The 20342-nt window shown below is 70.3% G+C and carries 14 protein-coding genes and 3 pseudogenes; 14 read left to right on the top strand and 3 right to left on the bottom strand.

The features are described from left to right. Positions 1-2: 2 nt before the first annotated feature. From nuoF to ABD901_RS58945, 14 genes and pseudogenes are all read left to right on the top strand, one after another. Positions 3-1319: an NADH-quinone oxidoreductase subunit NuoF gene (gene nuoF, locus ABD901_RS01445; RefSeq protein ID WP_345120313.1), complete on the top strand. Its 1317-nt coding sequence runs from the start codon at positions 3-5 to the stop codon at positions 1317-1319. Then, entirely contained in the window at positions 1319-3784 is a 2466-nt protein-coding gene (locus ABD901_RS01440) for an NADH-quinone oxidoreductase subunit G (protein WP_345120310.1), read from the top strand. Before nuoF ends, ABD901_RS01440 begins: the two co-directional genes overlap by 1 nt. Continuing rightward, positions 3781-5133, top strand: coding sequence for an NADH-quinone oxidoreductase subunit NuoH (gene nuoH, locus ABD901_RS01435; RefSeq protein WP_345120308.1), 1353 nt, complete (start codon positions 3781-3783; stop codon positions 5131-5133). Before ABD901_RS01440 ends, nuoH begins: the two co-directional genes overlap by 4 nt. 49 nt (positions 5134-5182) lie before the next feature. Further along, positions 5183-5735 (top strand): annotated as a pseudogene (nuoI, locus tag ABD901_RS01430) (NADH-quinone oxidoreductase subunit NuoI); the annotation flags it as partial. After that, on the top strand, positions 5692-6459 hold the full coding sequence (locus ABD901_RS01425; RefSeq protein ID WP_345121097.1) for an NADH-quinone oxidoreductase subunit J: 768 nt from the start codon (positions 5692-5694) through the stop codon (positions 6457-6459). The pseudogene nuoI and the gene ABD901_RS01425, both read left to right, overlap by 44 nt. Beyond that, entirely contained in the window at positions 6456-6755 is a 300-nt protein-coding gene (gene nuoK, locus ABD901_RS01420) for an NADH-quinone oxidoreductase subunit NuoK (protein WP_345120306.1), read from the top strand. Before ABD901_RS01425 ends, nuoK begins: the two co-directional genes overlap by 4 nt. An 8-nt stretch (positions 6756-6763) precedes the next feature. Then, on the top strand, positions 6764-8677 hold the full coding sequence (gene nuoL / locus ABD901_RS01415) for an NADH-quinone oxidoreductase subunit L (RefSeq protein WP_345120304.1): 1914 nt from the start codon (positions 6764-6766) through the stop codon (positions 8675-8677). After that, on the top strand, positions 8674-10203 hold the full coding sequence (locus tag ABD901_RS01410) for an NADH-quinone oxidoreductase subunit M (RefSeq protein ID WP_345120302.1): 1530 nt from the start codon (positions 8674-8676) through the stop codon (positions 10201-10203). The genes nuoL and ABD901_RS01410 overlap by 4 nt, the downstream gene beginning before the upstream one ends. Beyond that, complete coding sequence (gene nuoN / locus ABD901_RS01405; protein ID WP_345120300.1) at positions 10200-11735, top strand: NADH-quinone oxidoreductase subunit NuoN; 1536 nt, start codon at positions 10200-10202, stop codon at positions 11733-11735. Before ABD901_RS01410 ends, nuoN begins: the two co-directional genes overlap by 4 nt. A 112-nt stretch (positions 11736-11847) precedes the next feature. Next, the gene (locus tag ABD901_RS01400; protein ID WP_380137352.1) at positions 11848-12870 is read left to right on the top strand and encodes a polyprenyl synthetase family protein; all 1023 of its coding nucleotides are present in this window, start codon (positions 11848-11850) and stop codon (positions 12868-12870) included. A 447-nt stretch (positions 12871-13317) separates the two neighbouring features. After that, a complete protein-coding gene (locus ABD901_RS01395; protein WP_345120298.1) occupies positions 13318-14094 on the top strand; it encodes an IclR family transcriptional regulator in 777 nt (258 codons plus the stop codon). Between the two features lie 263 nt (positions 14095-14357). After that, the gene (locus tag ABD901_RS01390; protein WP_425556646.1) at positions 14358-14873 is read left to right on the top strand and encodes a sigma-70 family RNA polymerase sigma factor; all 516 of its coding nucleotides are present in this window, start codon (positions 14358-14360) and stop codon (positions 14871-14873) included. After that, positions 14870-14968, top strand: a pseudogene (locus tag ABD901_RS58950) (zf-HC2 domain-containing protein); the annotation flags it as partial. The gene ABD901_RS01390 and the pseudogene ABD901_RS58950, both read left to right, overlap by 4 nt. A gap of 15 nt (positions 14969-14983) precedes the next feature. Further along, positions 14984-15841: a hypothetical protein gene (locus ABD901_RS58945; protein ID WP_380140225.1), complete on the top strand. Its 858-nt coding sequence runs from the start codon at positions 14984-14986 to the stop codon at positions 15839-15841. A 278-nt stretch (positions 15842-16119) separates the two neighbouring features. Here the strand turns inward: ABD901_RS58945 and rarD are convergent, their stop codons facing one another. The 3 genes and pseudogenes from rarD to ABD901_RS01370 form a co-directional block, all read right to left on the bottom strand. Continuing rightward, the gene (rarD, locus tag ABD901_RS01380) at positions 16120-17058 is read right to left on the bottom strand and encodes an EamA family transporter RarD (protein ID WP_345120296.1); all 939 of its coding nucleotides are present in this window, start codon (positions 17056-17058) and stop codon (positions 16120-16122) included. A gap of 200 nt (positions 17059-17258) precedes the next feature. Beyond that, a pseudogene (locus ABD901_RS01375) lies at positions 17259-17606 on the bottom strand (phage holin family protein); the annotation flags it as partial. 283 nt (positions 17607-17889) lie between these two features. Further along, on the bottom strand, positions 17890-20286 hold the full coding sequence (locus ABD901_RS01370) for a type VII secretion protein EccE (RefSeq protein ID WP_345120294.1): 2397 nt from the start codon (positions 20284-20286) through the stop codon (positions 17890-17892). Positions 20287-20342: the final 56 nt, after the last annotated feature.

Here is a 20342-nt window from a genome sequence, read left to right as displayed (position 1 = left end):
TCATGACGTACCAGCCCTCGCAGGAGTCGCTGTCGAAGCTCACGCCGGTGCTCACCAAGCGCTGGCTGTCGCCGGACGCGTGGAAGATCGACGTGTACGAGCGGCTCGACGGCTACACGGCCCTGCGCAAGGCGTTCAAGGCCCACCCGGACGACCTGATCCAGCTGGTCAAGGACTCGGGCCTGCGCGGCCGCGGCGGCGCCGGCTTCCCCACCGGCATGAAGTGGGGCTTCATCCCGCAGAACGACGGCAAGCCCCACTACCTGGTGGTCAACGCCGACGAGGGCGAGCCGGGCACCTGCAAGGACCTGCCGCTGATGATGGCCGACCCGCACGCGCTGGTCGAGGGCGTCATCATCGCGTCGTACGCCATCCGCGCCAACTTCGCCGCGATCTACATCCGCGGCGAGGCGGTGCACGCGGCCCGGCGGCTGCGCGCGGCGGTCGAGCAGGCCTACGCCAAGGGCTACCTCGGCAAGAACATCCTCGGCAGCGGCTTCGACCTGGACCTGGTCGTGCACAGCGGCGCCGGCGCCTACATCTGTGGCGAGGAGACCGCGCTGCTGGACTCGCTGGAGGGCTACCGCGGCCAGCCCCGGCTGCGCCCGCCGTTCCCGGCGACCCACGGCCTCTACGCCTCGCCGACGGTCGTCAACAACGTCGAGACGATCGCCAGCGTCCCGTACATCGTGCTCGGCGGCTCCGCCTGGTTCCGCAGCATGGGCACCGAGAAGTCGCCGGGCCCGAAGATCTACTCGATCTCCGGCCGGGTGAACCAGCCCGGGCAGTTCGAGTGCGGCCTCGGCGTCACGCTGCGGCAGCTCATCGACCTGGCCGGCGGCATGAAGCCCGGCCACAAGCTGAAGTTCTGGACGCCGGGCGGCTCCTCGACGCCGATGCTCACCGACGAGCACCTCGACACGCCGATGGACTTCGAGGGCATGGCCGGCGTCGGCACGATGCTGGGCACCACGGCCGTGCAGGTCTTCTCCGACCAGGACGACATCGTCTACGCGACGTACCGCTGGATCGCGTTCTACCACCACGAGTCCTGCGGCAAGTGCACCCCGTGCCGCGAGGGCAACTACTGGATGGTCCGCATCCTGCACCGCATCCTGGCCGGCCAGGGCACCCACCAGGACCTCGACACCCTGCTGGACGCCTGCGAGAACCTGCTGGGCCGCTCGTTCTGCGCGCTCGGCGACGGCGCGACCAGCCCGGTGACGTCCTCGATCAAGTACTTCAAGCAGGACTACCTGGACTACATCGAGGGTCGCAAGGCGCCGATGTTCCACGGTGAGCTGGTAGGAGCGCACTGATGACCGATGTCGTGCAGAAGACCGATCTGGTGAAGCTCACGATCGACGGCGTCGAGGTGGAGGTGCCCAAGGGCACCCTCGTCATCCGCGCCGCCGAGCAGATCGGCACCTCGATCCCGCGTTTCTGCGACCACCCGCTGCTGGCCCCGGCCGGCGCCTGCCGGCAGTGCCTGGTGGACATCGAGGGCCAGCGCAAGCCGGTCGCCTCGTGCACCCAGCCGGTGGCCGAGGGCATGGTCGTGCGGACCCAGGTGACCTCCGAAGTGGCCAAGAAGGCCCAGGAGGGAATCATGGAGTTCCTCCTGATCAACCACCCGCTCGACTGCCCGGTGTGCGACAAGGGCGGCGAGTGCCCCCTGCAGAACCAGGCGATGAGCAACGGCCAGGCCGAGTCCCGGTTCGTCGAGCACAAGCGGGAGTACCCCAAGCCGCTGCCGATCAGCACCCAGGTGCTGCTCGACCGCGAGCGGTGCGTGCTGTGCCAGCGCTGCACCCGCTTCTCCGACGAGATCGCCGGCGACAAGTTCATCGACCTGATGGAGCGCTCGTCCAACGAGCAGATCGGCGTGTTCCGCGGTGACCCCGACTCGCCCGAGGACGACGCGCCGTTCAACAGCTACTTCTCCGGCAACACGATCCAGATCTGCCCGGTCGGCGCGCTGACCAGCTCGCAGTACCGCTTCCGCGCCCGCCCCTTCGACCTGGTCTCCACGCCGAACACCTGCGAGCACTGCGCCGCGGGCTGCGACCAGCGGGCCGACCACCGCCGGGGCAAGGTCACGCGCCGCCTCGCCGGCGACGACCCGGCGGTCAACGAGGAGTGGAACTGCGACAAGGGCCGCTTCGCCTTCCAGTACGTCACCGCCACCGACCGCATCACCACCCCGCTGGTGCGCGACCGCAAGACCGGTGAGCTGCGCACGGCCAGCTGGCCGGAGGCGCTGACGGTGGCGGCCGAGGGCCTCGCCGCGGCGAAGGACAACGGCGGCGTCGGCGTGCTGGCCGGCGGCCGGCTGACCGTCGAGGACGCCTACGCCTACGCGAAGTTCGCCCGCGTCGCACTCGGCACCAACGACATCGACTTCCGCGCCCGGCCGCTGTCGGCGGAGGAGACCGAGTTCCTCGGCTCCCACGTCGTCGGGCGGGCCGAGGTCACCTACGCGGACATCGAGACCGCCCCCGCGGTCGTCTTCGTCGGGCTGGAGCCCGAGGAGGAGTGCCCGATCATCTTCCTGCGGGCCCGCAAGGCGTACCTGAAGCGGGCGCTGCCCAGCTTCGCGGTGGCGCCGTTCGTGAGCCGCGCGTTCGAGAAGCTCGGCACGACGGTCCTGCTCACCGCCCCCGGCGGCGAGGCTGAGGTGCTCGGCTCGTCCGAGCAGCTGCGCGAGGCCCTGTCGGGCGAGGGCGCGATCCTGTTCGTCGGCGAGCGGCTGGCGAGCGTGCCCGGCGGCCTGTCCGCCGCGGCCCGCCTGGCCGAGGCCACCGGCGCCCGGCTGGCCTGGGTGCCGCGCCGGGCCGGCGACCGCGGCGCGGTCGAGGCCGGCGTCCTGCCGACCCTGCTGCCCGGCGGCCGCCAGGTCTTCGACCCGGCCGCGCGCAGCGAGGTCGCGGTCGCGTGGGGCCTCGACGCGGGCGTGCTGCCCAGCGCCTCGGGCCGCGACACCGACGGCATCGTCGCCGCGGCCCGCGAGGGCCGGCTCGGCGCGCTGGTCGTCGGCGGCGTCGACCCGTCCGACCTGGCCGACCCGATCGCCGCCGATGAGGCGCTGGACAAGGTCGGCTTCCTGGTCAGCCTGGAGCTGCGGATGACCGCGGTGGCCAAGCGGGCTGACGTGGTCTTCCCGATCGCACCGGCGGTGGAGAAGTCCGGCTCCTACCTCAACTGGGAGGGCCGGGTCCGCCCGTTCGGCACGGTGCTGAAGACGCAGGCGATGAGCGACGGCCGCGTGCTGGACACGCTGGCCCGCGAGCTCGGCGTGCAGCTCGGCGTCGGTGACGTCGCCGGCGCCCGCGCCCAGCTGGCGGCGCTGGCCCAGCTGCAGCTGCCGGGCACCGTCCCGGCCGGCACCGACGCTGCCAACCCGAGCATCGTGCGCGGCACCGCGCCGGACGTGGAGCCGGGCGCGCCCGCCAAGCCGGGCAGCGGCCAGGCGATCCTCGCCTCCTGGCACCACCTGATCGACAGCGGCTCGTTGCAGGACGGGGACGGCCACCTGGCCGGCACCGCCCGCCCGGCCGTGGTCCGGATCTCCAAGAGCACCGCGGCCGACCTGGGCGTGGTCGACGGGGACGCGGTGACGGTCGGCACCGAGCGGGGTGGGATCACCCTGCCGGCGCTCGTCACCGACATGGTCGACGGGGTGGTATGGATCCCGACGAACTCACCGGGCTCGAGCCTGCGCCGCACGCTCGGCGTCACCGAGGGCGCGCTGGTCGAGATCTCCACTGGGGGTAGCGCAAAATGACGCCTCTCGCCTACGGCAACCTGGACCAGTTCGGCAAGGACCCCTGGTGGCTGGTGCTCGCGAAGGTCATCGTGATCTTCGCGTTCCTGGTCGTCATGACGCTCTTTGCCATCTGGTACGAGCGCCGGGTCGTGGCCCGGATGCAGGTCCGCCCCGGCCCCAACCGCAACGGCCCCTTCGGCCTGCTGCAGTCGCTGGCCGACGGCCTGAAGCTCGCCTTCAAGGAAGACATCATGCCGCGCCTGGCGGACAAGGTGGTCTTCTTCTTCGCGCCGGTCGTCTCCACGGTCACCGCGTTCACCGCGTTCTCGGTGATCCCGTTCGGCCCTTCGGTGTCGGTCTTCGGCACGCACACCCCGCTGCAGCTCACCGACATTCCCGTGGCGGTACTGCTGGTGCTCGCCTGCTCCTCGATGGGCATCTACGGCGTGGTGCTGGGCGGCTGGGCCTCCGGGTCGACGTACCCGCTGCTCGGTGGCCTGCGCTCGAGCGCCCAGATGATCTCCTACGAGGTCGCGATGGGCCTGTCGATCGTCTCGGTCTTCCTGGTGTCGGGCACGATGTCGACCTCGCAGATCGTCGAGGCGCAGGCCGGCAACGGCACCGCGAACGTCTTCGGCATGCACTGGGACCTGCCCGCGTGGTACGCCATCCTGCTGATCCCGAGCTTCCTGATCTACTTCACCTCGGCGGTCGGCGAGACCAACCGCGCGCCGTTCGACCTGCCCGAGGCCGAGTCCGAGCTCGTCGGCGGCTTCCACACCGAGTACTCGTCGCTGAAGTTCGCGCTGTTCTTCCTCGCCGAGTACGTCAACATGGTCACCGTCTCGGGCCTGTGCACCACGCTGTTCCTCGGCGGCTGGCGCGCACCGTGGCCGATCTCGCTGTGGGACGGCGCAAACCACGGGTGGTGGCCGGTGCTGTGGTTCACCATCAAGGTGCTGCTGCTGCTGTTCGTCTTCGTCTGGCTCCGCGGCACGCTGCCCCGGCTGCGCTACGACCAGTTCATGCGCTTCGGCTGGAAGGTGCTCATCCCGGCCAACCTGGTCTGGATCCTCGCCCTGTCCGGCATCCGGCTGCTGCAGACCCACGAGGAGCTGAGCACGGGCGCGCGCACCGGGGTGATCGTCGGCATCGCCGCGCTGGTCGTGCTGGTGCTGGTCCTCGTCGGGCTGCAGCGGGCGCGCCGCGCGCCGCTGGCCGAGCAGTCGCCGGTGGACCCGGGCGGCCGCGTGGGCGGCGACAAGGGCTTCCCGCTGCCGCCGTTGAACCTCGAGGTGCCGCCCAGCCCGCGGGCCAAGCGCGTGATCGTCGAGCGGGAAACCGTCCCGACCGGCAAGGAGAACTGACGTGTCTATTGGTGGAACCCTCAAGGGGTTCGGGGTCACCTTCTCGCACATGTTCAAGAAGGTGGTCACCGAGGAGTACCCGGAGCAGCGCAAGCCGCCCGCTCCGCGGTACCACGGCCGGCACATTCTCAACCGCTGGCCGGACGGGCTCGAGAAGTGCATCGGCTGCGAGCTGTGCGCGTGGGCCTGCCCGGCGGACGCGATCTACGTCGAGGGCGCTGACAACACCGACGACGAGCGCTTCTCGCCCGGTGAGCGCTACGCCCAGACGTACCAGATCAACTACGCCCGCTGCATCTTCTGCGGGCTGTGCATCGAGGCCTGCCCGACCCGCTCGCTGACCATGAGCAACGAGTACGAGCTGGCCCGCGACAACCGCCGCGACCTGATCTTCACGAAGGAGCAGCTGCTCGCGCCGCTGCTGCCGGGGATGGAGCGCCCGCCGCATGACATGCGCCTGGGCGACACCGAGAAGGACTACTACGTCGGCGCGCTGGAGAACCCGGGCACCTCGGCCGGTGCCGAGCGGTACAAGGGGGTCAAGTCGTGACCAGCACCCTGGCGCTGCAGACGCTGGCCGCGGCCGGCGAGGTGAAGGGCGGCGAGGCCGTCACCTTCTGGATCCTCGGCCCGCTCGCCGTGCTCGGCGCCATCGGCATGGTCTGGGCCCGAAACGCGGTGCACTCCGCCCTGTCGCTGATCATCACCATGCTCGCCCTCGGTGTCTTCTACGTCCTGCAGGCCGGGCCGTTCATCGGCATGGTGCAGATCATCGTGTACACCGGCGCGATCATGATGCTGTTCCTGTTCGTGCTGATGCTCGTCGGTCGCGACTCGTCCGACTCGCTGATCGAGACCCTGCGCGGGCAGCGGATGGCGGCCAGCGTGCTCGGCCTGGGCCTGGCGCTGCTGCTGGGCATCGGGCTGTACCGGGCGCTGGGCGGCGTCGAGCCGAAGGGCCTGGCCGAGGCCAACGCGGCCGGCAACGTGATCGGCCTGTCCCGGCTGCTGTTCACCAAGTACGTCTGGGTCTTCGAGGTCACCTCGGCGCTGCTGATCACCGCCGCCGTCGGCGCGATGATCCTGGCGCACGCCGAGAAGCGCAAGGAAGACAAGATCAGCCAGCCGGAGCGCATGCTGGCGCGCTTCCGCCCGGGCAACTACCCGGCCCCGAAGCCGGGCCCGGGCGTCTTCGCCGGCTCCGACTCGGTGGCGACGCCGGCTCGCCTGCCCGACGGGACGCCCTCCGACCGCAGCATCTCCAAGATCCTGCCGACCCGGGAGTTGACGTCCGCGGACGTCGCACCGAAGGGGACCGAGAAGTGACTCCGACGTACTACATCGTCCTCGCGGCGATCCTGTTCACGATCGGCGCGATGGGCGTGCTCATCCGCCGGAACGCGATCGTGCTGTTCATGTGCATCGAGTTGATGCTGAACTCGGCCAACCTCGCGCTGGTCACGTTCAGCCGGATCAACGGCACGCTCGACGGGCAGATCATGGCGTTCTTCGTCATGGTCGTGGCGGCGGCCGAGGTCGTCGTCGGCCTGGCGATCATCATGTCGATCTTCCGGACTCGGCGCTCGGCCAGCGTCGACGACGCGAACCTGCTGAAGTACTAAAGGAGCGGGTGGTGGATACAATCGCCTACTCGGCGGCGTCGGGCTGGCTGGGAACGTTCTGGCTGCTCCCGACCATCCCGCTGGCCAGCGCGGCAGTGCTGCTGCTGCTCGGCAAGCGGGCCGACCGCTGGGGTCACTGGCTCGGCGTGCTCAGCGTCGCCGCGTCGTTCGTGCTCGGCCTGACGTACTTCTTCGCGCTGCGAGGCATGGAGAACCGCGACGGCGTCGAGATCAAGCTCTGGGACTACATCGGCGTCGGGAGCTTCCACGTCGACCTGGGCCTGCTCTTCGACCCGCTGTCGGCGATCTTCGTCCTGCTCATCACCGGTGTCGGCTCGCTGATCCACCTCTACGCGGTGGGCTACATGGAGCACGACCCGGGCCGGCGGCGCTTCTTCGGGTACTTCAACCTCTTCATCGCGGCGATGCTGTTGCTGGTCCTCGGCAACAACTACGTGATGCTGTACTTCGGCTGGGAGGGCGTCGGTCTCGCCTCCTACCTGCTGATCTCCTTCTGGTACCTGCGCCCGAGCGCAGCGACCGCCGGGAAGAAGGCGTTCCTGATGAACCGCGTCGGTGACGCGGGCTTCGCGATCGCGATCTTCCTGATGTTCGCCTACCTCGGCACCGTGAACTACGCCGACGTCTTCAACAACGTCAAGGGCCTCAGCAGCGGCGTGGTGCTCGCCATCGCCCTCCTGCTGCTGCTCGGCGCGGCCGGCAAGTCCGGCCAGTTCCCGCTGCAGGCCTGGCTCCCCGACGCGATGGAGGGCCCGACCCCGGTCTCCGCCCTCATCCACGCGGCCACGATGGTGACCGCGGGCGTGTACCTCATCGCCCGCTCGCACCCGATCTTCGACGCCTCGCCGAACGCGCAGACCGTGGTGGTCGCCGTCGGTGCGCTGACGCTGCTGATCGGCTGCATCATCGGCTGCGCCAAGGACGACATCAAGCGGGTCCTGGCCTGGTCGACGGTGAGCCAGATCGGGTACATGTTCCTGGGCGTCGGGCTCGGCGGCGCGGCCTACGCGCTCGCCCTGATCCACCTGCTCGCGCACGGCTTCTTCAAGGCCGGCATGTTCCTCGGCGCCGGCTCGGTCATGCACGGCATGAACGACCAGACCGACATCCGCCGCTTCGGCAACCTGCGCAAGTACATGCCGATCACCTGGGTCACGTTCGGCCTGGGCTGGCTCGCGATCATCGGCTTCCCCGGCTTCTCCGGCTTCTTCTCCAAGGAGCCGATCATCGCCGCGGCCTTCGAGCGCGAGGGCTGGACCGCGTGGCTCTTCGGCGGCGCGGCCCTGCTGGGCGCCGGCCTGACCGCGTTCTACATGACGCGGCTGTTCTGGCTGACCTTCCACGGCCCGCAGCGCTGGACCGAGGACATCAAGCACCCGCACGAGTCGCCCGCGGTGATGACGATCCCGCTCATCCTGCTGGCGGTCGGCTCGGTCTTCGCCGGCTGGCTGCTGTCGACGTCGATTCCGGACTGGCTGACCCCGGTGTACGGCGCCGAGCACGTCGAGCACGAGCCGGTCATCGCGCACTGGCTGATCACGACGCTGTCGATCGTGCTGACGTTCGCCGGCGCGGGCCTCGCGATCGCCCTGTTCAACAAGGGCACCGCCCTGGTGGAGGAGCCCGCCGGGCCGGTGGTCACGGCCGCCCGCAACAACCTCTACACCGACTCGTTCAACGAGATCGTGTTCGAGGCCCCGGGCCGCTACCTGACCCGCGCCCTGGTCTACCTCGACAACCGCGGCATCGACGGGCTGGTCAACGGCCTCGCGGCGGGCGTCGGCGGCGGATCGAGCCGCATGCGACGGGCCCAGACCGGGTTCGTGCGCTCCTACGCCCTGTCAATCCTCGGAGGTGCGGTGCTCGTGGTGGCCGCCACGCTCGCGGTGAGGTTCGGATGAGTCACTTCCCCTACCTGACCGTCCTCACGGCCGCGCCGCTCGTCGGCGCGGCGGGGGTCGCGCTGCTGCCGAAGGACAAGCCCGAGCTGGCCAAGCGCGTCGCGCTGGGCTGGTCGGTCCTGGTCCTCGCGCTCGGCGTGGGCCTGTGGACCCAGTTCAAGCCCGACGGCGCCCGCTTCCAGCTGCGCGACTCCTGGACCTGGATCCCGCAGTGGGGCGCCAAGTTCACCTTCGCCGTCGACGGCATCGCCCTCGTCATGATCGCGCTGATCGCCCTGCTCGTGCCGCTGGTCATCCTGGCCTCCTGGCACGACGCGGAGCACAGCAAGCGGTCCGTCTCGGCATACTTCGCGCTGCTGCTCGCGCTCGAGTGCACGATGATCGGCGTCTTCGCCGCGCAGGACGTGTTCCTGTTCTACGTGTTCTTCGAGGTCATGCTCGTGCCGATGTACTTCCTGATCGGCTCCTACGGCGGGCAGCACAAGCAGTACGCGGCGGTGAAGTTCTTCCTCTACTCGCTGCTCGGCGGCCTGTTCATGCTCGCCGCGCTGATCGGGCTGTGGGTGCTCGGCGGCCAGACGTTCGACTGGCAGACCCTGGTCAACGCCGACTTCTCGGTCAACACCGAGCGGTGGCTGTTCCTCGGGTTCTTCGTCGCGTTCGCGATCAAGGCGCCGTTCTTCCCGTTCCACACCTGGCTGCCCGACGCCGGTGGCGCGGCTCCGGCCGGTGCCGCGGCGCTGCTCGTCGGCGTCCTGGACAAGGTCGGCACCTTCGGCATCCTGCGGTACTGCCTCCCGCTCTTCCCGAACGCCTCCAAGGACTTCGCCTGGCTCGGGCTCACGCTCGCGCTCGTCGGGATCATCTACGGCGCGCTGGTGGCCATCGGGCAGAACGACCTCAAGCGGCTGGTGTCGTACACCTCGATCGCGCACTTCGGCTTCATCGGCATCGGCGTGTTCGCCTTCACCACGCAGGCCGGCACCGGCGCGGTCCTCTACATGGTCAACCACGGCCTCGCGACCGGCCTGCTGTTCCTGGTCGTCGGCATGCTGGTGGCCCGCCGGGGCAGCGCCCTGGTGACCGACTTCGGCGGCGCGGGCAAGCTCATGCCGGTGCTCGCCGGCGTGTTCTTCATCGCCGGCCTCGCCTCGCTGGCGCTGCCGGGCACCTCGCCCTTCGTCTCCGAGTTCCTGGTCCTCATCGGCACGTTCACGGTGAACAAGACGGTCGCGATCGTCGCCACCGCCGGCATCATCCTCGCCGCCGGATACGTGCTCTGGATGATCCAGCGCACCACGCAGGGCACCCCGAACCCGAAGCTGGCCGAGATCAAGGCCATGGGCCGCGACCTGTCGGTGCGGGAGGCCGTGGTGGTCGCCCCGCTCATCGCACTGATCCTGCTGCTCGGCTTCTACCCCAAGCCGTTGACCGACGTGATCAACCCGGCGGTGAAGGCGACCATGCAGGACGTCGGCAAGACCGACCCGAAGCCCACCGTGGGTACCGTGGAGGCCGGCAAGTGAACGACAGACTCCAACTGCCGCATCTGGACTATGCGGCGCTCGCCCCGATGCTGATCCTCTTCGGCATCGCCTGCGTCGGGGTGCTCGTCGAGGGCTTCGTGCCCAAGCGAGTGCGGCACAGCGTCCAGCTCACGCTGGCGCTCGCCGGCCTCGTCGCCGCGCTGATCATGGTGATCCGCCAGGGTGACAACCCGGTGATCACCGCCTCGACCGCCGTGGCGATCGACAAGCCGGGCCTGTTCCTGTCCGGCGCGATCATCGTGCTCGGCATCGTGTCGGTGCTGCTCATCGGCGAGCGGCAACTCGAGCCGGGCGGCGCGTTCGTGGCGCAGGCCGCGGTCACCGCCAACACCGACCGGGACCGCGAGCAGGCGGCCCGCATCGGCGGCGCGACCGAGGTCTTCCCGCTGGCGATGTTCGCCCTGGCCGGCATGCTGCTGTTCATCACCGCCAACGACCTGCTGACGATGTTCGTCGCGCTCGAGGTCTTCTCGCTGCCGCTGTACTTGCTGTGCGCCCTGGCTCGCCGCCGGCGGCTGCTGTCGCAGGAGGCCGCGATGAAGTACTTCCTGCTCGGCTCGTTCGCCTCGGCGTTCTTCCTCTTCGGCATCGCGCTGGTCTACGGCTACGCCGGCCAGGTCGACTTCCACTCGATCTCCGCCGCGATCCACGCCGGCGGCAAGGACGAGATCCTGCTCTACGTCGGCCTGGCGATGCTGGCGATCGGCCTGCTGTTCAAGGCGGCGGCGGTGCCGTTCCACGTGTGGACGCCCGACGTGTACCAGGGTGCGCCCACGCCGGTCACCGCGCTCATGGCGGCGTGCACCAAGGTCGCCGCGTTCGGCGGGCTGCTGCGCCTGGCCTACGTGGGCTTCGAGGGCACCAAGACGACGATCCAGCCGGTGCTCGGCACCATCGCCGTGCTCACCATGATCATCGGCGCGATCCTGGCGGTCACCCAGACCGACATCAAGCGCCTGCTGGCCTACTCGTCGATCGCGAACGCGGGCTACCTGCTCATCGGCGTGATCTCGCTGAACGAGAAGGGCCTGTCGAGCTCGATGTTCTACCTGGTGGCGTACGGCTTCACCGTGCTCGCCGCCTTCGGCGTGGTCACGCTGGTGCGCGACGCCGACGGCGAGGCCACCCATCTGTCGCGCTGGGCCGGACTGGGGCGGCGCTCACCGCTGTACGCCTCCCTGTTCACCTTCATCCTGCTTGCCTTCGCCGGCATCCCGCTGACCAGCGGCTTCACCGCCAAGGTGGGCGTGTTCGCGGCCGCGATCGACGGCGACCAGACCTGGCTGGTGATCGCCGGCGTGGTGAGTTCCGCCATCCTCGCCTTCCCTTACCTGCGGGTCGTCGTCATGATGTGGCTGTCCGAGCCGGGCGAGACCACGCCGGCCGTGTCCATCCCGGGCGCCATGACGGCGGCCGCGCTGGTCATCGGCACGGTCGCGACGCTGGTTCTGGGCGTCGCGCCGGGCGCGCTGCTCGACCTGACACAGAAGGCCGGAAGTTTCCTCGGCTAGCGTTACCACTAGCGTTTTGGCAGTGCAGACAGTGACGTCCCCCCGTGGATCTCCACGCGGGGACGTCCCTGTATCAGCAACCGGAAGTTCGTATGGCATCGTTGGAGCTGTGGTGAGTACGGGAACCGTGCAGTCGAGTGCCTCGGTCGGGCTGACCCTTGCCGACCCGGAGCTGGAGAGCAGCGTGTCCGCGATCCTCCGGGACGTCGAGGCGGTGCTGATCGACTCCGTGCACAGTGCCAACCCGCTGGTCACCGAGGCGGCCCGGCACTTGGTCGACGCGGGCGGCAAGCGCATCCGCCCGATGCTGGTGGGCCTGGCCGCCCAGTTCGGCGACCCGACCGGCCGTGAGGTGGTCATCGCCGGCGCCGTGGTGGAGCTGACCCACCTGGCCACGCTGTATCACGACGACGTCATGGACGAGGCCCCGGTCCGCCGCGGCGCGCCCAGCGCCAACTCCCGGTGGGGCAACGCGCTGGCCATCCTGGTCGGCGACTACCTCTTCTCCCGGGCCGCCGACCTGGCCGCGGAGCTCGGCGTGGACGCGGTCAAGATCCAGGCGAGCACCTTCTCCCGGCTCGTGCACGGCCAGATCGACGAGACCGCCGGCCCGCTCGACGGCGAGGACGCGATCCAGCACTACCTGCGCGTGCTGCAGCACAAGACCGGCTCGCTGATCTCCACCAGCGCGCGCTTCGGCGCGATGTTCGGCGGCTGCACCCCGGAGCAGGTCGAGGCGCTGGCGACGTTCGCCGAGACCTTCGGCATCGCCTTCCAGCTCTCCGACGACCTCATCGACATCGCCAGTGACGAGCTCCAGTCCGGCAAGACGCCCGGCACCGACCTGCGCGAGGGCGTGCCCACGCTGCCGGTCCTCTACGCGCTGGCCTCCTCCGACGACGACGCCGCGGCCGTGCGCCTGCGCGAGATCCTCTCCGCCGGCCCGGTCACCGACGACGCCCTGCACGCCGAGGCCCTCGGCCTGCTGCGCGAGTCGGCGGCCCTCAAGCAGGCCCGCGAGACGGTCCGCGGCTACGCCGACGCCGCCCGGTCCTCGCTGTCCGCCCTGCCCGAGGTGCCGGCCCGCCTGGCGCTCGACGCGCTGTGCGACTTCATCGCCGATCGGACGAACTGACCGCTTTAGCCCCGGAACCGACGCCGGTCAATGTGCATTGCTGACGGCGTCGGTCCGTTTTTTCATCATTTGGTACCCCATGTGCCAATTTTTGCGCGCGGAGTGCACGTTGCTCAACGCCAGGTGGCCGGGTACCCGGGCCGACGACAAGTCGCGACCACACGATGACGGCCCGGAGCGGGCTTTGCACAGTTTGGCGACAACTACTCACTAGCGGCGTCATTACTTACACAGACTCACCGGTCTACATGTAGCCATTACTCAGCTCACTGGGCGTGTCGCACCCACTACTTCACGATCAGGGTGTCCACTATGGTGCATTCATCGCTATGTGCTGACGTCCCGAATCCCCCCACCTCGCGCCACAAATGATCAGATTGTTCCCTCGACCCTCTCCGATTTCATATGGTGTGACTCCAGTTACTGCTGCGGCTGGGGAGGGCGGCGGTGCGGGATCCACAAGCCGAACCCTCGGATCTCATCCGGAGTGTGTCGAGGGCCCTACGAGTGTTGGAGGCGGTCGGTCAGTCGCCGCGAGGCCTGACCGTAAAGCAGATCGCCCGGCGATGCGACTTCACCGTCGCTACTACGTACCACCTTGTGCGGACGCTCGCCTACGAGGGTTACGTGATCCGCCGGGAGAACGGCACCTACGTGGTCGGCCTCGAGATCGCCGATCGCTATCGGGAGCTGGTGCTTGCCTTCCGCGGACCGAGCGCCGTCATCGAGCGGCTGCGGCGGGCCGCGGCCGAGACCGGGTACAGCCACTACCTGGGCCGCTTCGTCGGCGGCCGGGTGGCGATAACCGCGATGGCCGAGGGGCCGCGCACGCCGCCGCTGGACGACCTGGTGCCCGGCTACGACGAGGCCGCGCACGCCACGGCGCTGGGCAAGGCGCTGCTGGCCACGATGAGCCCGGACCAGCGGTGGCGGTTCCTCAAGGAGTACGGGATGCGCGCCTACACCTCGGCGACCCTCACGTCGCCGGAGGCCCTCGACTCCGACCTGGCCGCCGGCGAGCGCCGCGGCATGCAGATCGAGATCGGCCAGTTCCGCCAGGGCCTGGCGTGCGCCGCCGTGATGGTCGTGAACGACCGCGACCCGGACCGGCGCGTCGTGCTGGCCTGCGCGCTGCCGCCGGCCGAGCTCATGTCCTCGGCCAAGGTCGTCCGGACGCGTCTGCTCGCCACCGCACACCACCTGGCGACCGTGCTCGCGGAGTAACGACCCCTGCCCCGTCACCGCCCTTTTGTCATGATTGCACCGAACCCCGCCGCCACTTGGCCGTGCTCGCGGAGTAGGTCCCCTACCCTTCACTGCCTTTCGAGCTCGACTGTGGCGGCTCCCTCCGGCAGTTGGCGAGCGTGCTCGCGGAGTAGGAACATCGGTGTGGGACGTGTCGCATCAGCGACATGTGCCCTCCGGCTGAACCTCTCTGCGTATTAGTGCGTAGAAGCTGGTGGAAGGGATCGGAAACATAGCGAGGCGTGAGTAGAGACGATGCTGACCTGCTGAAGGCGCTCCATGCGGAGCACGGAGACGCGCTGTTCGCACACACCCTGCGACTGACCGGCGGCGACCGCCAAAGGGCCGAGGACCTGGTGCAGGAGACCCTGCTCCGGGCCTGGCAACACCCGGAGGCGCTCGACCCGGCCCGTGGCTCGGTCCGTGCCTGGCTCTTCACCACCGCCCGGAACCTCGCCATCGACGCGTGGCGGCGACGCTCCGCGCGGGTGGGCGAGGTCTTCACCGACCAGATGCCGGAGACACCGGCGGTGGTCGACGAGACCGAGCGCGCGGTGGAGTCCTGGGTCATCGCCGAGGCGCTGACCCGCCTCTCCCGACCGCACCGCGAGGTTCTGGTGGAGTGCTTCTACCAGGGCCGCTCGGTCGCCGAGGCGGCGGAGCGCTTGGGCGTGCCGGCCGGCACGGTCAAGTCGCGGACCTATTACGCACTGCGTTCGCTGAAAGTCGTCCTAGAGGAGTTGGGGGTGACGCAATGAGGTGTGAACACCTCCATGACTCGGCTGTCTACGTGCTTGGGGCGTTGTCGCCGCCCGAGCGCGAGGCATACGAGCGGCATCTCGCCGATTGTGCGGAGTGCCGTGCGGAGGTGGCGGAGTTCTCCGACCTGCCGGGCCTGCTCGGCAGACTGGACCCGGAGATCGCCGCGCAGATTGCCCTGGCGTCCGACCCGCCCGAAGCATCACGGCCCCGCTGGGCCGGCCCGACCGCGGTACCCACGGACCTCGACGACCTGGTCTCCGACGACCCGGTCGCCGGTGCCCCGTTCGGCCGCGACCTTGCCGCCCTGAACGGCCGGGACGCTCCCGACCGCGTCGGCCGGGACGCTCCCGACCGCGTCGGCCGGGACGCTCGCGACCTCGCCGGCCTGAGCGGCCGTGACCCGGCCGCGGGGGATCGGAGTGCTGCCGGCCGCTGGGCCGGCCCGACCATCGCGGGGGCGGCCGGCTCGGAGCACGTCAACGGTTCGCCGGTCGACCCGTTGCTGCCGCGCGTGCTCGACCGGGCCCGCAACGCCCGCCGCGTCGAACGCCGCCGTCGCGCCTGGCGCACGGCCGGCACGGCGCTCGTGGCGGCGTTCCTGGGCGTGATCGCGGTCATCGGCGTGCGTTCCATCGGCATCGGCCAGCCCGACTTCGAGGCCATGCGCGAGGTCGCCGCGACGGTCCCGGTGCAGGCGTCGCTCGCCTTGACGTCGGCCTCGGACGGCACGGTCGTGAAGATGCGCTGCGCGTACAAGGAGGGCAAGGGCGACGAGTACGCGAAGTGGACCTACAAGCTGGTCGTCATCCCCAAGTCGGGCGAGCCCGAGGAGATCGACACCTGGACGGCCCGCTCCGGCGACGAGTTGCAGCTGACGGCGCACAGCGACATCCCGCGCTCGAACATCGACCACATCGAGATCCGCAAGGGCGACGGCACAACGCTGCTGACGCTTGCGACATAACCCCGCATATCGGTCGCCTCTACTCACACACACGGCGACCAGGCGGCCACCGCTCTCGGGCGGTGGCCGCCTTGCTGTGTCGCTTCCGCGTCGCTTGGACGGCTCGCTTGGTCGGCCCGCTTCGCTCGGTCGGCCGGCGTCGCTTGGGGGGCCGCGTTGCTTATAGGCCCGCGTTGCTTGGACGGCCGCCCGTGTCACTTGCACTTGGAGGCCCGCGTCGCTGGGGCGGCCGCACGGCTGCCGGTCTGCCCGGGCCGCTGGTCGTGTCTCGGGTCGGTCTACACCGGTTCGACGGCGGCCGGGTCCCGCCGCGCGGGCCGCTGCGCAGCCGCGCTCTGCCGGTTCTGCCGCGCCGCCCGGAACGCGTCCCACGTGAAGATCGCCAGCGCACACCACACGATCGCGAAGCCGGCCAGCCGCACCGGCGGCAGCGGCTCGCTGAACAACGCCACCCCGATGATCAGCTGCAGCGTCGGCGTCAGGTACTGCATGATCCCGAGCCCCGACAGCGGCACCCGGTTGGCGGCCTCGGCGAACAGCAGCAGCGGCACGGCGGTGAGCACCCCGCTGCCGGCGAGCATGAGCGTGTGCACCCCCGAAACCGTCCCGAAGGTCGAGTCCCCGCTCGCGGTCAGCCACCCGAGGTACGCGAGCGCCGGCAACGTGAGCACCCCCGACTCGAGCAGCAGCCCTTCGGCCGCCGGCAGCCCGAGCCGCTTCTTGATCAGCGAGTAGCACCCGAACGACCCGGCGAGCGTCAGCGCGATCCACGGCAGCCGCCCGTAGTCGATGCTCAGTACGACGACGGCGACCGCCCCGATCCCGAGCGCGACCCACTGCGCGGCCCGCAGCCGCTCCCGCAACACGAGGACGCCGAGCAGGATGACGAAGAGGGGGCTGATGAAGTACCCCAGGGACGCCTCGACCACCCGGTCGGTGTTCACGGCGAAGATGTAGACGCCCCAGTTCACGGCGATGAACACCGCGGCGATCGAGATCCCCGCGACCAGCCGCCCGTTACGCAGCAGTTCGCCGAACCGCTTCCACCGCCGCAGCACCGCGAGCAGCAGCGCAACGCTCACGAGCGACCACACAATCCGGTGCGCGAGCACCTCGACCGCGCCGGCGGGCCGAAGCGCATGAAAGTACAGCGGGAACACGCCCCACAGCACGTTGGCGGAGAACGCGGAGAGATAACCACGGCGCAGCGGATCCACGCCGTACACCGTATGCCTCACGGCGGTAAGGGGCAGGCGTTCGCCCACCCCTCACGCAATGGCGTTCGTCACCGGTAGTCGCGGTAGTTCTGCTGCTGCTGCTGGTACCCGCCCCCGTACTGCTGCCGAGGCGGCGGCGGCTGGCGCCGGTCGTACTCCTGCTTGCGGTTCTTGTCCCCCCGGTCCGGGACGAAGAAGTTGAGAAGCCAGCTGACGACACCGATGAACAGCGCCCCGAGGATCGCCGAGGGCCAGAAGTGCTCCACCCGGAACGACAGATCGAGCGCCTCGGCAATCTTGCTGGTGAGCAGCAGCAGCGCCCCGTTGACGACGAGCGAGACGAGCCCGAGCGTCAAGATGTACGCCCAGCACCCGATCGTCTTGATGATCGGCCGCAGCACCGCGTTGACGATGCCGAAGATCGCCGCCACCGCAACGACCGCGAGCACCTGATGGCCGGTATCGCCATCAACGGTGATGCCGGGGATCACCAACGTGGCCAGCCAGACCGTGAACGCACTCACGGCGAGCCGGATGAGGATTCCCATGCGGGTGATCGTGCCACGTCCCCGCCAGCCCGGAACAGCCCGCTATCACCCCTTCTTCCGCCGATCGCCCACCCCGCAGTCGCCCGATCGTCCACCCGTAGGACCCCGCCCTCACCCCTCACGCCCGTCGCATCACGCAGGGCTCGCAACCGGTCACGCAACCGCACCAATGCGCCCAAACGCCCAAGCACGGTCCGGCGATGGCCGACATTTCAGAAATACGCACCGGATTCGGGCAGAAGGTAGGGAAGGGCCTGGGCGAGCGAGGCGTACAGCTTCGTCATCAGTTGCGGGCGGGACCTCCCGTCAGCTGCAGCTCCAGCGGCGTCGTCGCGAGCTGCGCCCAGCGCACGGTCTGCCGGTTGACGACGACGCCGAGCATCTCCGGGCCGATGCGGGTCAGCCACTCGCGCGAGTCGCCCAGCCCGAGCGCGTCGCCCGCCAGGGCGGCCTCGTGCGCCGACAGCGGCTGGAGCAGGGCCAGGTCGGAGCGGGTCAGCAGGTCGATGTCGGACGCGGCGAGGTCGTCGCGCAGGAACAGAACCGTGCGCCAGGCGCTCTCCGGCACCGGTACCGACCGGCCCGACACCGGGCCGACGTCGACGACCAGCAGCTGGGGCCGGCTGGCGCTGGCCGGCGGCGGGTCGGCCATCGGTCCCGGCGAGACGATCGCCATCGGCTCCGTCCCGCCCAGAGCGCGCTGGAACGGCTCCCACGCGCGCGGGCGGGCCGACTGGACCACCACCCGGGCGCCCGTGGCCAGGGCGCGCAGGATCACCAGCTGGACGCAGCGTGGCCCGCCGATCAGGGCGACCCTGGTCGGCTCGGCGCGGAAGAGGCGGACCGCGACCGGCTCCCCGTCGCGGTTGAGGCCCAGCACCACACCCGCACCGCCGACGACCGGCTCCACGGCGGCCAAGCGCGCGGGCGTCGCGGTCATCGGCCGGCCGCCGCCGAGCGTCATCCCGTCGCGCCCGGCGACCAGGCCGGCGAGCACGGCGTCGTCGCCCGGTGCGCCGCCACCCAACGGCAGCGTGGCGGCCAGCCCGTCGAGCTGTGCGCCGTCGAGCCGGGTGACCTTCGCGTCGACGCTCTCGACGAGCCGGCGCAGTGCCGCCGTCGCCTGAGCGAGCGCCACGATCGAGGGAGCCGCCAGCCGCACCACAAGCTCGGCCTGCACTGGCGCACCACCCGCGCGGGGGCCGAACGGCCGCACATCGATCGACCGCATATCGCCCGACTGCATATCGCCCGGCCGTGCGCCGCCCGGCCGCACATTGCCCAGCCGTGCGCCGTCCGGCCCCGAATCGCCCGGCTGTGCATCGCTCGACCGTGCACCACCCGACCGCCTCGCGGCCGGCCCCACATCGCCCGGCCGCGGATCGAGCGGGTGGGGGTCGAGCCGCTCGTACGGCCCGGCTCCCGTGTGCTCTACGTGCCCGGTGGAGGCCCGCTCGTAGCCGTTCTCGCCGGGGTCCCCGTCCACGTCGCCCCTGAGGTAGGCGTCGAACCAGTCCTCGTCCTCGCCCGCCTGCGGATGGACCCTGTCGGGCCGGCCGGCGTGTTGGCGTGGGATCGGTCGGGACGGGGGCGGGGCGTGGGGGAACATGGCGGCGCCTGTAGGCGCGAAACCGGACGCAGTGGCCTCCGAAAGCGCGGTGGCCTGCGAGTGCGCGGTGGCCTGCGAGTGGGCGATGGCCTCCGGCAGCGCGGTGGCCTGCGAGAGCGCAGTGGCCGGCGAGTGTGCGGTGGCTGGCGAGTGTGCGGTGGCCTCCGAGAGTGCGGTGGCCTGCCAGTATGCGGTGGCCTCTGAGTGGGCGTCGCCCTCCATGGGCGCGGTTGCGTCCGTGGACTGGGCGGTGAGCGAGACAGTCGTCACCGAGCTCGGCAGCGACAGCAGGCGGGTCATCAGCGGGTCGTGGGGCGACGCCGGCCAGCGGCGCACGCGGAACACCGACTGGTGGAGGCCGCCCAGACGTAGGCCGGTCCACGTCTCGCGCAACGGTTGAGTGCCGTCGTGCTGGGCGGCCTCCGTCAAGGCGGTCACGGCCGAGGCGGCCGACAGGGGTAGCGCTGGCAGGCCGGACTTCGTCAGGAGGCGCGTGACGCGGCGGACCGCGACGATCAGCGACTGCTCCAGGTCCTCGCGGCGGTAGCCGCCGGCCCGGCGCGCCCGCACGGCGATCAGCACGCGCTGGTGTGCCAGCACGCGGCCCTCGGTGAGCTGCCGATACGACGTCGCTGACGGGGTTGTCGACGGCGGCGGGGCGTTGACGGCGCTGACGAGCAGTTGGACGCGCACCTCGGGCACGTCGCGGGCCGGGGTCGGTAGCAGGGCGCTCAGCGGTGGCAGCGGAGGCAGGGTGGTGCCGAGAAGGGCCGAGACGTCGCCCACACGCACGATCGCGGCCAGGCCGTCGGTGTCCTCCAGGACGCCGACGTCGGCGCCGTCCACGTCGACCGAGGACGTCGTGGCGCCGGGGCGGACGAGAGCCAGCAGCACCGCCGGTGCGGTGCCCGCAGGTATGGCGCGACGGCGGCCGAAGTAGCGAGCGCCCTCGCCGAGCCAGCGCGACAGCGGGCGGCCGCGGATCCGGCCGACCGCGAGGAGCGCCAAGGCTGACGCAACGGGCGCTGCGATGATCGGCCAGGGCGGGCCGGCCAGCCAGGCAGCGGCCATGAGTGCTATCGCTGCCTGCGCCAGGACTATGCGCGTCCGCATTGCCATATCGCCCC

The organism is Dactylosporangium darangshiense (assembly GCF_039537565.1).
Taxonomy (GTDB): domain Bacteria; phylum Actinomycetota; class Actinomycetes; order Mycobacteriales; family Micromonosporaceae; genus Dactylosporangium; species Dactylosporangium darangshiense.
The sequence above is the reverse complement of the archived record's forward strand: the minus strand, read 5'-3'. Positions and strand labels throughout refer to the sequence as shown.

Coding starts and splice junctions, on each gene's coding strand:
- nuoF (WP_345120313.1), top strand. CDS start 3: ATGACGTACCAGCCCTCGCAGGAGTCGCTGTCGAAGCTCACGCCGGTG.
- ABD901_RS01440 (WP_345120310.1), top strand. CDS start 1,319: ATGACCGATGTCGTGCAGAAGACCGATCTGGTGAAGCTCACGATCGAC.
- nuoH (WP_345120308.1), top strand. CDS start 3,781: ATGACGCCTCTCGCCTACGGCAACCTGGACCAGTTCGGCAAGGACCCC.
- ABD901_RS01410 (WP_345120302.1), top strand. CDS start 8,674: ATGAGTCACTTCCCCTACCTGACCGTCCTCACGGCCGCGCCGCTCGTC.
- ABD901_RS01370 (WP_345120294.1), bottom strand. CDS start 20,286: ATGGCCGCTGCCTGGCTGGCCGGCCCGCCCTGGCCGATCATCGCAGCG.